The sequence below is a fragment of the Sphingomonas sp. 2378 genome, from assembly GCF_038084995.1.
Lineage (GTDB): Bacteria > Pseudomonadota > Alphaproteobacteria > Sphingomonadales > Sphingomonadaceae > Sphingomonas.
The window spans coordinates 1-18,328 of record NZ_JAXCMJ010000028.1; the positions used below are offsets into that span (position 1 = coordinate 1).

The 18,328-nt window shown below is 68.4% G+C and carries 1 protein-coding gene; it reads right to left on the minus strand.

Going from position 1 to position 18,328, the window contains the following annotated elements:
* On the minus strand, positions 1-18,326 hold an 18,326-nt coding region (locus SM191_RS13380; protein ID WP_341506626.1), incomplete at its 3' end, for a two-partner secretion domain-containing protein.
* Positions 18,327-18,328: the final 2 nt, after the last annotated feature.

An 18,328-nucleotide genomic window follows, 5' to 3' on the forward strand; every position in this document is an offset into this window, starting at 1 on the left:
TCATTGGCCGCCCCCGTGTCGCGCGAGATCGTCGCCGCCACCGACCGGCTCGCCGCGTCGCCCGTGACCTCGATCGTCCCCGCCCCGATCGCCGAGCGCGTCGTCCCCGACTGCGAGCCCCCCGCCGACAAGGCCATCGGCGGCGTCGCCGTCACCGTCCCCACGCCCGCCACCGATACACCCGGCAGCGCCGTGCCACCGGTCGCCGTCGCCGCGCCACCTCGGTCCATCCCGATCCCGCCGATGCCGCCGCCCATCGACACCTGGTCCGCGCTCCACTGCTCGCGGTTCGCAATGTCCTGCGCCTCCAGCGTGCCCGTCACCAGGCTGTTCCTCGATGCCTCCGCCGTGCTCGCGATCACCGCGCCCTTCAGCACCGTGTCGCCGCCCACCCGGATCGCAAAGCCCCCGTCACCGGCGTAGAGCCCCGACTGCTCGCCCACGCTGGCGAAGTCCCCCGTCTGGCTACCCTGCGAGACATGGCCGCTGACCGACACCTGCCCGCCGGGCGCCAGCCCCACGCTCGCCCCCAGCGAACCGCTGCTCGACTTCGACCGATAGCTCGCCATGTCCTGAAGGCTCGCGATCGACAGGCTGCCCGCATCCACGCGCACCCGATCGCCTGATACCAGCGCCCCCTCCAGCGACAGCGCTCCCGGCGTCGTCAGCCGCGCCGTGCCGCCCGCGTCCAGCAGCGTCTCGACATGCGTGACCTCGGTCCCGTCATAGCTGCTCTTCGACGACGACAGGCTCACCGTCGCCTTCGGACCCGACAGGCCCAGCCCGCCCTTGTTCAGCCCCAGATCCGCCGACATACCCAGCGAAAAGCCCGAACTCTTCGCACTCCCGCTCCGACCGTCCGTCTCCGTCGCCGAAGACAGCGTGATCGGCCCGGTCGCCGCCAGCGTCAGGTCACGCGCCGCCGCCACCTCCGAACCGCGCACCGCGATCGTCCCCGCGCCCCCCGTCCCGGTCGCCACGATCGAAACGTCGCGACCGCGTATCTCGCTGCCCAGCACGGTTTCGTCATGCGACCGGTCCGTCGCGCGCGACTTCGACACGCCGAAGCTCGCGCTCGCCGTCACGCCCAGATCGCCGCTGCCCTTCGACAGCGTCCGCGCCAGGTCCTTGCCCGCATCGACCGCGTTGACCACCGCCATCCCGCCGGCCAGACCCGCCACCGCCGCCACCCGCGCATTGCCGGTCCCGGTGGCGATCTTCGCCATATCAACCAGATTGCCCACGCTTTGCAGCAGCGGGCTCTGCACCCCGATCGACACGCCGATGCTGGAGCTTTTGGTCGTCTGGCTCGTGTCGCGCGCGTCCAGCACATTGGCGATGCTGACCGATGACCCCTGGAGGAACAGGTCGTTCGCCGCCGCCACCTTGCTGCCACTGATCGATAGCGCACCGCCCGAGACGATCGAGCTATCCCCTGCCGACGTACCGACGACCGAACCGGCATGGGCCAGGTCCGTGACGGTGCGCGCGACATTGGTCTTGGCCACCCCGAGGAACAGCCCGCCGCCGCCCAGCGAGAAGCCGCTCTTCTTCACCGAGGATCGGCTGGCCTCGCTGTCGGTCGTTGCCAGCGCGCCGATCGTCACCGGGCCCGTCGCCGACAGGTCCAGGCCCGTCGCCGCGACCAGGTTCGCGCCCGTGATCGTCACCGCGCCGCCCGCCGTCACCACCGCGCTGTCGCCCGACAGGGTGGAGGCGACCGCCGTCTCGTCATGGCTGGTCGTGGTCGTCCGCCGGACGGTCGAGGAGAACAGGCCCGACTTCTTGGAATAGGTGCCGACCGTAGAGTCGACCGTGTCGACCACGCCGGTCAGCGTCAGGCTGCCCACGTCCACCGCCAGCGCGCCCTGGCCGACGACGCTCGCCCCCGCGATCCGGACCGCGCCGGGGCTGACGATGGTCAGGTCGCCCGCCGCCTCCACATCGGAGAACAGGTTGGTCGTGCTCGTCGCGTTGATGGTGGTGTTGCTCTTCTTGCCCGTCCGCTCGGAGCGCGACAGCGTCGCCGTCTCCAGCGCCGACACGATCGAGATGCCCTGCCCGCCGTACAGGGTGATCCCGCCATCGCTCGCATCGGTCGTGCGGATCGTGCTGCCCGTGATCGACAGGTCCGCCCCCGCCGCCAGCGAGATCGGCCCCGCCGCGGTCAGGCTGGTGCCGGTGAAGCTGGTCGTGGTCGTCGTCGCGTTATAGCCGGTATATTTGCCGGTGCGGCCCGACTCGGTCGTCGTCGTGGTCGCGCTGGTGCCGTCTAGCGACAGGTTGCGCGCCGCCGCCAGTTGCGCCGCGCCACCCGCGCTCAGCGTCGCGGCGTTCAGGGTGATGTCGTTCCCCGCCCGCATCGACAGGTCGCCGCCCGCCGCGATCGTCGCGCCGGTAATCCGCTCGGTGGTCGTGGCGCTGTTCGCCCAGTGGCGGCTGTCCTGATAGCTCGCGGTGGCGGACTGGCTGGTGCCGGAGACGGTCTCGGTCGTGATGTCGCGCCCGGCCCGCATCACGAGCCCGGCGGCGGCCTGGATGGTGCTTCCCCCCGCCAGCACGATGTCGCGCGCCGCGCTCGCCACCACCGATCCGCCCGAGATCGTCCCGCCCTGGGCATTGATCAGATCGCCGCCCTGCGCGGCCAGCGCGACGATGTTGCGCGCCTGGATCGTCCCGCTGTTGGTGATCCCGTCGCTGGAGACGATCGCCACGTCGGAGCCGCCGATCAGCGCACCGCCGGTGATCGCCTTCGGGTCCGCCGCCGTCAGATAGACCACGGGGACCAGCACGTCGCGGCCCGCCACGTTGCTCTTGACGTACCAGACCATCGGCTCGGTCAGCGCCGCGACCTGTTCGGCGGTCAGCGCGATGCCGAGTTGCAGCCCCAGCTTGCTCCCCTGCACCTCGGCGCTCTTCAACAGCCCCTGATACTGGTCGAGCACCGAGCCATAGGACGATAGCTGCGCCTGCCCCGTTCGCGCCTGAACCTCGCGCGAGACGAGCATCGCTTCCATGAAGCCGTCACCCAGCCGCGTGTAGGTGGTCGCACGATCCGGCGAGACGCGGTCGAAGAACCAGGCGGAGTCGTATAGCTTCGCCTCGGACGACAGCGCCGAAATGGTGGAGAACAGATAGGCGGAATTCGGATTGGCGGAATAGGTGAACAGCGACGGCGTGTTGCCGGTCAGGTTGAAGCTCGCCAGGAAGCCGCCCAGAAACGTCCCGTAGCCGATGCTGCCGATCGACGGCACGCCCGCCCGATCGAAACCCGCGACGAGCGCGGGCAGGATCGCCGAAGCCCCCGGCTGGACGGACGAGAAGCCCGTGCCGGATAGGGCGCCGGATGGGGAGACCGATCCACCCGGCGACCCGCTCCAGGCGACATTGCCGACCGCGCCACCATCGGGCGAGGCACCGTCGAGGAAGGTCGCACTCCCCTGCCCCGAAACGGCGTGCGGGGCGAGGCCGTCCAGACCCGATACCGAGCCTGGGCCTCCCGATGCCCCACCGGACAGGGTGGCGGCCGGATTGCTCCCGATCGCGGAGGTGGTGACGCCGGACGCCGCGCCGCCCTGCTGCGAGACGTTCGATAGCGACGAGCCGGACCCGGACACCGTGCCCGGTGCAATGCTCCCGCCGCCCTGAAGCGACGGGGACCCGTTGCCGCCGTTCGAATAGGAATCGACCTCGACGTCGAATGCGGACCGGTTTCGTGCTGCTCCGGACAGCGAGGCGCGAGACGTCCCCGCGGCTCTGACAGTCGACGCGACCGAGGTGGCGCTTCCCCCATCGGCAGCACGACCCGTGACCGTATCGCTGCCCAGGTTCATGGCGGTCGCGCCGTTGACGCCCGCACCTGCACTGCCAATGGCTTGGCCGTTCGGCCCCGCATCGGCGGTCGCGCCCAGTTGGACTCCACCACTGGCCGCCGCACCATCAACCGAGGCGGAGAAGCGCCCGCCCCCGCGCGTCACGGAGTCCGCGTCGGAATAGGCATTACCGCTCCACCGCCCGGAGGACGCGTTACCCTGAGCCCGCGCCGTCATCGTCGGCGCGCCGCCCGCCCCGCTCGCCGCACTGCCATCGGTGGACACGCTGCCGGTCGAGGCCGTGTTGGGGTTCAATGACGATGCGGATGCGTCGATCCCGGTGCTTCCGGTACCGGGCACTGTTTGGTTGTTCGACGTGGGCGATTGATTATGAACGACCTGCGAGCCGGTGAAAGTGTCTGCGCCGACCAGATTGTTCGCGGTGTTGGCGAAGCTACCGGCATGGATCGTCAGCGCGCCACCCGCCTGGATAAGCGTCGGGGCCGAGAGGATGACCTTGTTAGCGCCGTTTTCAACGAGCAGATCGGAGATGTTTTTGACGTTCCCGGTCGTATCTATGGTAATGATCCCGCCAGCGAGAACTGCTGAATTTTGATTTATTACATTACCCGAATCTGCATAAATAAAGATGTTGCTACCTGCAGATAAATAAGAAGAACCGGTTATACCCCGTATAATGGTATCAGATTCTCCTGACGATGTTGATTTATGGTACTCTCTAAGTTTAATGATATACTTAAAACTAAAATCTCCGACACATGAGAAGAAATCGATTTTACTCTCAGAGATATCGAGACAACTTTGTACCGTGCTTATATCACTACCAGTAACCTTCGTAATTATGATGGCGGTATCATCGCTAAATGCTTTGCGCAGTATTCCACTAGCGAAAGTAGAGCCTGAAACAGCCGGACCGCCACCATTCGGTACATAGTAGCCCATAGCATTCGAAGACGCGGTAATATCGAGCTTCTTGATCGTATTGACCAAATCCCCACCGGTCAGGCTGATCGCGACACTCCCGCCAAGTGATTGGATCGTCGCCGACTGGTTCTTCACGTCATGCGCAGTGATCCCGATATCGCCTTGCGCCAAAATCAGGCCATGACTGCCATTACCCTGATCGTCGCCATCATAATCATTGGTCAGCGCCCCTCCGGCGGTGAGGGTCAGCCCTTTACCCGAATAGATCGTCCCCACATTGTACAGCGCGCCGACCGCCTCCAGGGTTAGGTTGCCCGAGGTCGCGATGGTGCCGGTGTTGCTGATGTTCGCCGCGCTGATCCGGTAATTGCCGGATGGCGTGAAACTGCCCCTGTTGTTGAAGTCTCCGCCGAGGAACAGCGCGACATCGTCGGCCTTGAACGCACCGGCGGTGTTCAGGAAATTGCCCGCATCGGTCTGGCTCACGATCGATTTGGCGGTGATGCCGCCATTCGCACCGGTCGCATTGTTGACGATATCGCCGCTGCTGGATTTCAGGAAGACGACGCCGTCGGACCAGACGCTGCCCTGATTGGTGAGGACACCGCTGGTTTTGATAGCAATATTGGCCAAGTCACCGATATCGCGACCGATCGCGACGGGATTGCCACCTCCGCCATGGGTCGTGATCGATCCCGTAGCGGCGATTGTGACGCTCTGGCCGGAGATTGCCACCCGCCCGTCCGAGGCGGTCTTCCCGCCGAGCTTAATTCCGTCCGCCGCCTGGGCGGTCATCCCGATGGCGTCCTGACCGGAATTGAACCCGCTCAGGTCAAGCCCCGCACCGGTGAGGCTCAGACTTTTCCCGGCGACGAATTGCGACGCGGTGGTCGAGCTCACCGCGCCGCTGACCTGCACGGTGAGGTCGTTCCCCGCCTGGACCGAGCCATCCAGCAACAGCCCTCGTTCGCGAACACTGCCCGATACCAGGCGCATATCGTTTACGATGCTGAGGTTATGGCCCGCGACCACCCCGCGTGCCGAGACGTCGTCGATATAACGGGACCCGATGAGCAGATAGCCTGCGGTCAGGTTCATGTCGTTGGCGGCGACGATCTGCGACGTTCCCTGTGCGACCAGGGCGCCGGGCATGGTCAGGCTGACATTACGTCCCCCGCCGATCTTGCCCGACAGCATCGCGGAAACCAACGTGCCGCTCAGGTCATGGCTGGTGCCATTGATCGAAACGACGCGGGTCCCGCTGCTGGCATCGCTCGTCGTGAACGAAACATCGCGATTGGCCTCAACGATGCCGCCCGAGGCGATCGACAGGATACCGTCCTTAAGGATCACGTCGTTGCTGGCGGCAAGGTACCCCTCGACCGACAGCGTGCCCCCGCCCGTGGTCGTGATCTCCACGTCGCGCCCCGCCACCAATCGTCCGCCGGTCGCGATGGCGGTGCGACCGGTGGTGAAGCCGATGCTGCCCTTGCTGGCGGTCAGCGAACCGCCCAGATCGATCGCCGACAGGGTCCCCAGCCGCACATCGCCCAGATGGCTGGTGAGCGTTCCCCCCGCCGCGATGGTCAGCGACGGCGCCGCGCCGCTATGGCTCGCCATCGTCACATCGCCGTTGGCGACGCTGCTGCCCCCGATCGTCACGCTGTCACCGGTGATGGCCAGCGATCCCGTCGCCGACAGCGCGCCCAGGCTCACCACGGTGCCAGCGCGCAAGCTGATCGTACCCGTACCGATCGCGGGCACCGCCTGCTCCTCGCCCGCCCGCGTCTCGCTGGTCGCTCCCAGGGTCAACCGCGTGGCACTGGACAGGCTGGCGGCGCCGATCGACGACAAGGTGCCGTTGGAGGTCAGGTCGCCGCTGGTCGTGATCTTCAGATCGCCACCGGCGGCGAGACGGCCCGCATGAGTGAAGGTCGCGCCGGAAAGGATGATACCGCCCAGGCTTTTCAAAGAGCCGCTGCCGGTGATCGACAGTGCAGGGATCGACCAGTCGATGCCCTGCGCCGTCTCGACTCCGCCACCGATGGTCAGGCTGTCGGTGCTCACCCCCAGAATGCCATCGGCATGAAGCAGGCCGCTCGTGTCGATCGTGGCGGCGGTCAGCGACGCACCACCGCCCACCTTGCTGGCCGACGCGGTTGCGACGATCGAACCGGCATTGGTGATCGTGCCGGCGCGCAGGGTGATCGCGCCGCCCCGCGCGGTCGGGCCCGATCCTCCGGCGAAAATCCCCGCGCCCTGTCGGTTCGAGATCGCCCCTCCAGTGACGGTCAGTGACACATCGCCCAACGCCACCAGACTGCCTGCCGAGCCATAGCTTCCCGGTGCGGACACTCCGCCCAGCGTCACCGTCATGTCCTGGTTCGACTGCAACAGGCTGCCCGCGCCGAGATCCAGGCCGGTGCCCGCATAGGTCAGGCCGGTATTGCCGACCACCTGCCCGCCCTCTTGAACCGTCAACGTCGTCGCGTCGAGCGACAGCAGTCCGGCGGCATAGACGCCCCCGCCCTGGTCGAGCACACCGCCCAGCGTGACGCTGCCCCCCTTCAACGACACATTGCCGTTGTTCGACAGGATGGCGCCGGTCGAGGTCAGCCCCCCGCCGCTGGTCAGGGTGACGCTGCCGACCGGGCTTGCCGCCCCCACCGTACCGCCCGCGATGACCCCGCTATTCGTCAACGCGCCGGTCGCCGAAAGGCGAATCGCCCCCTTCGTCTCCACCGTCGCCCCGCGCAAGACGACGAAATTACCGCCATTGGCCTCAAATTTCAGGTCGGTGCCGTTCAGCCCGGCAGTCGCCCCGCGCAGCGTGATCCCCCCGGCGATCGTCGCGGTGGCGCCGCCGCCTGCCTGCAGGTTGGCGCTATCCATGCCGGAGGCGGTGATGTCGAGGAGGCCGTCCGTCGCGACACTGCCTTCGTTGAAGAACATTCCCCCCGCATCGATGGTCGCCTTGCCCAAGGTGCTGAACGCCCGGATCGCGCCCGATGGATCGACACCGATATGGACGCGGCCTCCAGCATTCAGCGTGGCATCGCCGTTCGCGCCGATCATCCCCAGCGCTTCGATCGCGCCGCTGCTCGACAGCCGAACCATGCCGTCGCTGCCGGTGCCGTAGGCGCTGAGGCGCGTGCCCTCAGCAAGCGTCAGGTCGCCACCGGTCGCGGATACAGTGACGTTCCGCCCTTCCACGCCGCCGTTCAGCGTCAGCGCGCCGCCCGTCGAACGGATCGCGACTTGGCCCACGCCGACGACGTTGCCGCCGATCGTGCCGCTGCCGACCGCCAGATCCATGTCGCCCATGACGGAGAAACCGCCATTCCCGGTCACGCTCGACGCGGTCGCGTTCAGCACGCCGGTCGACAGGATCGACCCGCCTTGGGTGAAGTCGCCCCCTACGGTCAGGGTCAGGCTGCCGACGCTGGTCACCTGCCCTTCCGAAGAGGAAGTCCCTGCCTGGAGCGTGCCACTCGCCCCGAGCATCAGCGCACCCGTGGTGCGGATGGACAGAGCGTCCGTGGCGCCCATCATGCCCGCGACTGTCGCACTCCCCGCCGACATCAGGTTTAGCGTCCGCGCCGTCACTTGGCCGCCGGTCGCGAGATCGATACCGCCTCCGTTGCTGGTCAGCGTCACCGCAGCGTTGCCCCGCAGCGCTCCGCCCAGCGCCAAATCGCGCCCGGTCAGTTCGAGCTTGCCGACCGCATCGCTGGTGCCGCCATGGCCGAGCGTGCCGGCAGCGCCGAGCGTCAGCGCGCCATTGGTGGCGAGCGCCGCATTCTGGACCAGCGCCCCGCCGCTCGTGATCGCCAGCCCGGTCAGCCCGGTCATCGTACCGCCCAGCGTCACGTCGCCCCGAACGGCGGCGGTGATCGTCCCGCCCACCTTGGCACTGCCCGTCGTCGCCAGCGTCGCCGCGTCCAGCGACAGATTGCCCAACCCGGTGAGCGTTCCGCCAAGCGCCAGCCCTTGCGCGACAAGCGTCGTACGACCGGTCGCACTGACGACGGCATTCAGGTCGAGCGCCCCGCCGGCCGTCACCTCCAAGTCGCCGAGGCTGGTCATCCTGCCCTGATCGTCGACTCGGCCCGCCGATAGCGTCCCGCCCAGGCCTACGCCCCCCTGGCTGGCGATGGTCAGGTTCTTGCCCGCCTGGATGGTGCCGTTCCCCGTCAGCACCGTCGCGGATAGCGTCAGTCCGTCGAGCGCCTGAAGCGTGGAGGTGCCTCCCAACACCATCGCACCCCCGGCAAGGCGGAGGCCCGCACCGCTCGCCAATCGGCCCGACAGGTTGGTCACGCTCGCGGAGGCCGTCACCTCGCCCAGTGCCGTGGCCGAGCCGGTCAGCGTCAGGCCGCTCGCCGCGATCAGGTCGAGCGCGGCGTTGCCCGCGAGCGAGCCGGCCAGCGTCACCGCATCGCCCTTCACCCGCGCCGCGCCGATCGCGACGATCCGGCTGCTCGCGGCGGTCAGGAGATCGCCCTGCGCCTCAAGCTTCAGCATACCTCCCGACTGGATATCGGCGGTGCTGGCGAGCGACAGTAAACTGTCCGTGGTGGCGGTGAGATTCCCCTCGGCAAGCAGCTTGCCCGCCAGTGAGGTCGCCCCCCGGCTTCGCAGCGTCAGCGCCGCCTTGCTCTCGATATCGCTGGCCTCGCCAAGGGTAAGGGTGCGACCCGAAACCGACAGCCCGCCGACGCCGACCGTCCGACCGTCCAGCGTGATGTCGCGCGCCTCGATCGCAACCGAACCACCCGAGACCGTGCCGCTCGCGACATAGTCGAGCCCGGTGTGGATGCGCAGGTCGGTGCTGGCGGACAGCGTGCCCCGGTGGTCGAACGCTCCGCCGACCGTCATCGTCAGCGCGCCGGCATTGGACGCGACGATGCCCCGATTGACCAGATCGCCCTGAGTCGTGACACCGACCGCACCGGCGGCGGCCATGCTGCCCAACAGACCCAACGTCACCTCGCTGCCCTGGGCGATCAGCGTGGTATCGCTCCAGGCACCGCCCTGAACCGACAGGAGGTGGTCGGCCAACAGCGACAGCGCGCCCTTGGCCGCGACCGTACCGTTGATCTGGACATTGGCCGCCCGAAGCGCGACCTCGCCGTTCGATGCCAGCGACCCATAGGTCATCGACGAACCCAGCGACGGCAGGGTCATCGCGATCGCACCGACCGTCCCGCCCGAGCCGGACCCGCCGCCCGAGGATGATGTTCCGCCCCCGCCGGAGCCCAAACCGCCCCCTGTCCCGCTGGAATTGGAACTGGAGCCCGAGCCGCTGCCGCTCGACCCGCCCGCTGACGCCGGGGTCGCTTCGCCGATCCGCAGCCAGGCGACCGCGTTCAACGCCACGTCCTTGACCGCCTGGATCGTGCCGGTCAGGTCGAGGTCCGACGAAGAGGCCGTGATGGACACCCCGTCGTTGGCCAATATCCGGCCGGGGATCGACACGGCGGTCGCGTTCAGGGTCAGCGCGCCGCCGCTGGCCAGCGTCCCGTCGACGCTCGCCGCGCCCCCGATGTCGAATCGCGTCGTCCCGCTCGCCTGCGTCCGCCCCCCGAGCGTCAACCCGCCCCCGACGGTGAATGCCAGCGCTGCGTCGCTCTGCAGCGTCCCCAATGCGGAGATGGCACCCGCCGAAAGCGTCATGCCGGTCTTGGCATGGGTGGTCGACGCCGCCGCGAGGGCCGCTTCGCCGCCGACCGTCAGGCTCATCGCGCCTTGCGACGTGATCGCCGCCGACGACCGCAGGCTTGCGGCACCGATCGTGGCGTTGCTGCCTGCGTAAAGCGTGCCCGACAGGCTGGCCGCCCCGTCGATCCGGAGGTCGAGATCGCCACCGGCTTGCAGCAGTCCGCTCGACACGCCGTCCCCGCCGACCGCGACGGTCAGAGCAGTTTCGGCGGCGATCTGGCCGCTATTGGCGAATCCACCGCTGGTCGAAACCGACAGCGCCTTGTCGCTGGCGATCAACCCCGCATTGTCGAGCCGGGCGAGGGTTAACGCGAAGCCCTCCCCGCTTTGCAGAACCCCAGCGCTATCCAGGCTCAGATCGCCGAGCCGCGCATCGATTCCCTTCAGGCCGGAGGCGGTACCCAACAGGGTCATCGCCGTACCGTCGAGATACAGCACATCGTTGGTGATGGCCTTGCCCGACAGGGTCAGCATCGGCGCGGCGAGCCGAAGCGCGCCGCTCGATTGCAGGATACCCGTCGAGGTCAACGCGTTGGTCGCATCGAGCGCCAGCTCGTCATTGCCGGTCACACTGCCGCTATTGCGGATCGCCGCCCCGGACAGATCGATCCGGCCGATCGCCGCCAGCGCCCCCGTCTGGTCGAGCGTCGTACCCGCCGTCAACGCGAAGCGATCATTGCCGCTCGCCACCGCTCCTTGCGTCAGTGCACCGTCGCTATGGATGCCGGCACGGCCCATCGCGACGATCCTGCCCAGCGTCGCGAAACCCTGCGTCCCGACGATATCGAGCGTGCCGCCCGACTGGATGTCCGATGTCTGGTTGAAGCCGATCGCATCGCTGCGGATCGTGAGGCCGGTACCGGTGCCCCCAGCGACCGCACCATAGCTCTTGCCCGACAAGGTCAGGGCCGCGCCCTCCAGTGTCAGATTCCTCCCCGCCTGGACCGTACCGGCCTGGATGATGTCGGCATTTGCCGACAGGGCCAGATCGGCGCTGGCCGCCATCGTGCCGTCATTGGCGATCGAATCCGCCAAGGCCTGGATCGAGGCGGCATCCAGCGTGCCGCGATGATCGAACGCGCCGGACGCAGTCAGTGCGAAGGCTTTGTTGGTCAGCAATTGACCGGTCGAACGCGTCGACAAGGCGGCGGCATCCAGCGTCAGATTTCCACCCGCCGACAGCGTACCGTCGATCCCCACCGCGCCCGTCATCGCGACGGCGCCGTCCGCCGCGGTCAGCGCCTTGCCCGTGAGGCTCAGAGTTTCGCCGCTGAGCGAGAGATTGCCGATCGCCTGCACCGTTCCGGGCACGACGATGGCGCGTCCGGTCACGCCGACCATGCCGTTGCCGCCGACCTGCCCCGCCAGCGACACGGATCCAGCCGCCGTCAGCCCGATCGCGCCGTTCGCCTGGATTTGGGAGGACGCACTGGTGCCGAGATCGCCCTGGGACTCGACCGAGAGCGTCCCGCCCGCCTGCAACCCGCCGCCGATGGTCAGGCCAGCGGCGTTGACCGTGAGTGCCTTGGCCGCGGACATCGTCCCACCGATCACGGCCTGCCCCCCGATCCCCAGGGTCAGATTGCCGTCCGCAACCCAGCTACCGTCGAGCCGCGCGTCCCCCGCCAAGGTCATGGCAAGATCGCTGCCCGACTGGATCCCGCCGGTGACGTTGATGTTCGTCGCCCGGAGCGACACGCCCGCGCCGCCCAGCACCATACCCGCCAGGTCGAGCGTCGGGGCCGTCAATGTGGCGATGCCGTTGGTCTGGAACGCGCCGCCCGAGGCGATCGTGAAACTGTCGGTCGCCATTCCCGTGGCGGAGACCAGCCCGGTGGCCGTTCCGCCGACGACCACCTGGCGTCCGGAAACCGTCAGATCGCCGTTCGCGCTCAGGGTTCCGGTCAGGTCGACCACATCGCCGCTAACGGCAGCATAGCTAGTCGACCGGATCTTCCCGCCCAGCTTTTGCGCGTTCCGAGCGACCAGGGTGACGCCGTCGCCTGCAATGTCGCCACCCACCATCTGGCGAAACGACAAGCCGTCGAGCCGCAGCGCACCCGTTGCGGCGATCGCCGCGCTCCCGGCGTCGAGCAGACCACTTGCACGGATGGAAAGGGCATCATTCGACCCCAACCGCCCCACCAGCGTTGCCACGCCGCCGCTCGTCACGCCAACCGGACCGTTCGCCAGAAGCTGCGCATTCTGGTCCATGGCCAGATTACCGACGGTCGACAGCGACACCGCACCCTCAGCCTGGACCACCCCGCCCAGCGACAGACTGCCCGCCTCGAAGGTCAGGGCCTTGGCCACCGCCAGCATGCCCGTGAGCGTGGTGTCCCCCACGACCGACAGGGCCGCATCGCCCTTGCTCGTCCAGCTTCCGCCCAGCGTCGCATCGCCCGACACGATGGCGGTCAGCGCCCCCCCCGATTGGACGGTGCCGTTACCGGTCAATCCACTCGCCTGTAGCGAAACCCCACCCACGCCCAGGATCGTCCCGGCATGGTCGAAGGCCGACGACGACAGGGTGGCGACGCCGTTGGTCTCGACCGTGCCGCCGGCCCGGATCGTCAGGCTTTCGCCCGCCGTCACGCCAACCGCGCCAAGCCCTGTCGCCGTGCCCGACACGACAAGCCGACGCGCGGAAAGACCAAGAACGCCACCCGCCCCGACCGTGCCCGAAAGGTCGATCCCGTCCCCCGTCAGCGATGCATCGCCGGTGGCGCTGATCGTGCCGCCCTGCCCCTGAAGCAGCGACAGGCCGCTTAGACCCAGCGCTCCTCCAGCAGTGACCGTCGCTGCCCCCAGGTCGAGCGCCCCGGCGGCGCGGATCGTCAGCGCATTGTTCGTGCCGACCTGTCCCGCCAGCGACACCGCTCCACCCGAAGTCAGGTCGACCGCGCCATTGGCGAGGATCTTGGCCGCCATGCCGCTCGACAGATCACCCGCCGCATCCAGCGACAGCGTCGTCCCCGCCTCGACATCGCCATCGACCGTGACCCTGGCCGCTCTGACCGTCAGCGCCTTGCCGGTCAGCAGGCCACTCGACAAAGCGAGATCGCTGATAACCGTCAGGCGCGTATCGCCGCTCGCCGTCCACTGCCCACCGATCGATCCCGTACCGGCAAGCGTCGCGCTCAGGTCTCCACCCGACCGGACGAGGCCGCTGCCGCTCAGGTCGGTCGCGACGACCGACACGCTGGTTCCGCCAAGCAGCGTCCCCGCAAGAACCAAACTCGGTGCACCGATGGTCGCCAACCCGTTGGTCTGCACCGCCCCGCCGGGCATGATCGACAAACTCTCGCTCGCACGGGCGGATACCGCCCCGAGCCCGGTCGCCATCCCCGACACCGACAAGACGCGCCCCGACAGCGTCAGGGCACCATCCGCCTCGACGATACCCGGCATGTCGATCGTATCGGCTTGCAGCACGGCATTGCCGGACGAACGAACCGCGCCTGCCAGCACCTGTCCGGCGGTCGTGGTCAGGGTCATCCCCGCACCGGATATCTGCCCGCCCTGGCCCTGGTGCAGAGACGCTCCGTTCAGGTCGAGCGCATGGGTCGCGGTGAGGATCGCATTCCCCGCCTCCAGCGCCCCGGCCGCACGGATGGTCAGCGTATCGTTCGCACCGACCTGACCCGCCAGGGCGATCGCCCCAGCCGCGCGGATATCGACCGCGCCATTCGCCAGCAGCCTGGCACCCCCGGATGTGGTCAGCGCGCCCAGGCTCGTCAGCGACGCTATACCGCCCGCCTCCACCGAACCGTCGATGGCGACCGTGCCCGCCTGCAAGTGAAAGGTTTTGGCCGCTAGGATCGTGCCACTGACCGATCCGGTCCCCCCAACACCGAAGGTCGCATTGCCGGCCGCCGACCAGCCACCCCCCAGCGCCGCGTCACCGGCCACGGTGGCGTTCAAGTGGCCACCCGACTGCACCACGCCGCTCGCGTTCAGGCTCGTCGCTTGGAGTGCCACCCCCGCACCGCCCAGCACCGTGCCCGCCAAGTCGAGGATCGGCGCGGTCAGTGTGGCAATGCCGTTGGTCTGGAAAGCGCCGCCCGAGGCGATCGCGAATCCCTCGGTCGCCGTCCCCGCAGCGGCGGCCAGCCCGGTTGCCGTTCCGCTGACGACCAACCGGCGTCCGGCGATGGTCAGATTGCCGTTTGCGCTCAGCGTCCCGGTCAGGTCGACGACATCGCCGCTGAGCGTCGCATCCCCGGTGGAACGGACCGTGCCGGCCAGCTTTTGCCCGTTCTGCGCGACAAGTGTGACGCCGTTCCCAGCGATGTCGCCACCCACCGCCTGGGCAAGCGACAAGCCTTCGAGCCGCAGCAGGCCCTTTGCGGCGATCGCTGCGCTCCCGGCGTCGAGCAGACCATTTGCACGGATGGAAAGGGCATCATTCGACCCCAAGCGTCCCGCCAGCGTCGCCACGCCGCCCGTCACACCAACCGGGCCGTTCGCCAGGAGCTGTGCATTCTCGCCCATGACCAGATTGCCGATGGTCGACAGCGACAACGCACCCTCGGCCTGGACCACCCCGCCCAGCGACAGGCTACCCGCCTCGAAGGTCAGGGCCTTGGCCACCACCAGCGCGCCCGTGAACGTGGCGTCCCCCACGACCGACAGGGTCGCATCGCCCTTGCTCGTCCAGCTTCCACCCAGCGTCGCATCGCCCGACACGACGGCGGTCAGCGTCGCCCCGGATTGGACCGCGCCGTTACCGGTCAACCCACTCGCCCGCAGCGAAACCCCACTCACGCCCAGGACCGTCCCGGCATGGTCGAAGGCCGACGACGCCAGGGTGGCAACGCCGTTGGTCTCGACCGTACCGCCCGCCCGGATCGTTAGGCTCTCCCCGGCCGTCACGCCGACCGCGCCAAGCCCGGACGCCGTGCCCGACACGACAAGCCGACGCGCGGAAAGATCGAGCGCGCCGCTCGCCCCGACCGTGCCCGAAAGGTCGATCCCGTCCCCCGTCAGCGATGCATCGCCGGTGGCGCCGATAGCGCCGCCCAGCATCTGCCCGGCGGTCGTGGTCAAAGTCACGCCCGCGCCGGATATCCGGCCACCCTGCCCCTGAGTCAGCGACAAGCCGCTCAGGTCCAGCGCCCCCGTCGCGGTGATGGCCGCTGTCCCTACATCGAGCGATCCGGCGGCGCGGATCGTCAGCGAATCGTTCGTGCCGACCTGTCCGGCCAACGACACAGCGCCGGCCGAAATCAGGCCGATCGCGCCATTGGCGAGAATCTTGGCGGACGCGCCGCTCGACAGATTGCCCACCGCATCCAGCGACAGAGTCGTTCCCGCCTCGACATCGCCATTGATCGTGACGCTGGCCGCGCCGACCGTCAGCACCTTGCCGGTCAGCAGTCTACCCGACAAAGCGAGGTCGCCGACAACCGTCAGTCGCGTATCGCCGCTCGCCGTCCACTGCCCGCCGATCGATCCCGTCCCGGCAAGCGTCGCGCTCAGGTCGCCGCCTGACCGGACAAGACCGTTGCCGGTCAGGCCGTTCGCGACGACCGACACCCCGCTCCCGCCGAGCAGCGTCCCCGCAAGGGCCAAGGTCGGCGCATCGATGGTCGCCAACCCATTGGTTTGCACCGCCCCGCCGGTCATGATCGACAGGCTCTCGCTCGCACGGGCGGACATTGCCCCGAGCCCGGTCGCCGTCCCCGACACCAGCACTTGCCGCCCCGAAAGCGTCAGGCCGCTTTCGGCTTCAGCAATGCCCGACAGGTCAATGGCATCGCCCTGCAACACGGCGTCGCCGGAGGAGCGGATCGCGCCTTCCAGCACCTGCCCGGCGGTCGTGGTCAGGGTCACCCCCGCACCGGATATCTGCCCCCCCTGCCCGTGATGCAGGGATGCGGCGTTCAAGAGAAGTCCATGGGTCGCGGCAAGGGTCGCGTTGCCCGCGTCCAGCCCCGCCGCCGTGCGGATGGTCAGCGTGTCGTTCGCGCTGACCTGACCCGCCAGGGCGATCGCCCCAGCCGTGCGAATATCGACCGCACCATTCGCCAGCAGCCTGGCACCGTCCTGGGTGATAAGCGTGCCCCGGCTTTGCAGCGAAAGCGTACCCCCCGCCTGCACCGAACCGCCGATGCCGATGGTCCCCCCCTGCAAGCCGAAGCGCTTGGTCGCCAGCATTGCGCCGCTGACCGATGCCGCGCCGCCGACGGTAAGCGTCGCATCGCCGTTCGCCGTCCAATTGCCGCCCAACGCCGCGTCACCGGCCACGGTGACGTTCAAGTCGCTACCCGACTGCACCGGCCCGCTGGCATTCAAGCCCGTCGCCTGGAGCGCCAGCCCTGCGCCGCCCAACACCGTACCCGCCAGGTCGAGGGTCGGCGCGGTCAGGGTGGCAATGCCATTGGTCCGGAACGCGCCGCCCGAGGCGATCGTGAAATGGTCGCTGGCCCTGGCCGTGGCAGAGGTCAGGCCGGTCGTGGGGCCACCGACAACCACTTGCCCGCCCGACAGTGTCAGGCTTCCGCTCGCGCTGAGCGTGCCCGTCAACGACTGCGCGCCGGTCGTGCCCAGCGCGATGTCCGTTGCAAACATCCGCCCCGCCGCCGCCTGGCTCAACGCACCGCCATCGATCCGTGTCACGCCCGCCGACGCCAGCGTCGCATTACCCAGCCCGATCGCGCCCCCGGCCCCGATCGACAGCGCCCCGGTTCCGATCAACGCGCCCTGGTCGTCGAGCCCGGCATAGATGCCCTTGCCGCCATCCAGGGTGACGCCGTCCTCCGCGCGCCAGGCGACATGGCCGAGCGCTCCGGCAAAGCCCCCGCCCTGGCGGATGGACCGTCCGGTGATGTCGAGCGCGCCACCGGCATAGGTCAGATCGGACAGCGTCACCGTTCCTCGCACCGCCGTCAGCGACACGTCACCCGATGCCGTCGTAGAGCCCAGCGCGATATCGCCATCGCTGGTGATGACCAGCGGTCCGTCGATCGCGGCGACCATCCCCCGCAGATTGATGCCCAGCCCCGCGCCCGTTCCAATCAGGCGGATGCGATTGGCGTACATGCCGCCAAGCACGGAGGAGTCGATGGCGACCCCGGTGCGCGCACCACCATTGTCGGCGCTCATGGCCCGACCGGCATAGTCGAACACGCCCGCGCCGCCGGCGATCACCACGTCCTTGGCATAGAGGCTGGCATTGATATGCGTGGCGGCGGCGATGATATCAAAATAATCGACATTGCCCGCCAGCAGCCCCTGCCCCTCCACCGTCACGTCGCCGCCCTCGGCGATCCGGAAGCCGCTGAACGTCCCGTCCGCACCGAAGCGCAGCGTGGCGGCGGCCAGGCTGACCCGGCTCGTATTGATGAATCCGCAACCGTCACAGGCGATGCCGGTCGGATTGGCGATCACCAGCGCGGCCCGCCCCCCGAAAATTTCGACCGGCCCCGCGATCGTGGTGCGGACGCCGCCGGTGACTTCGTTGAGGATCAGCGACGCCGGTTTGCCGCCGACCAGATTGGGATTGGCGAGCAGGAAGCCGCTGGTCGCGCTGTTCCCGGTCGTCGGGCTGTTGTCGAAGACCAGCCCTTCCTTGCCCACCGAAAAGCGGTTGAAGACGTTATAGGAGGTGCCGTTCGCGTCAGGCTTCGCGATGTTGACGATCGGCGTGCCACCGGCCGTCACGTCCATCCCCGTTCGGGCATTGGCGGGCTGAACGGGCGCCACCGCGACCGGTGCGGTGGTCTGGGTCAGCGCAGGCGACAGCGCCGAGGACGCCAGCGCGGTCGCGACCAGGGCGCGAAGGGCCCTTCGGCGTCCGCATCGCCGCTCCCCGGCCCAAGAAGAACCCAGGGCACGAACGACCATCG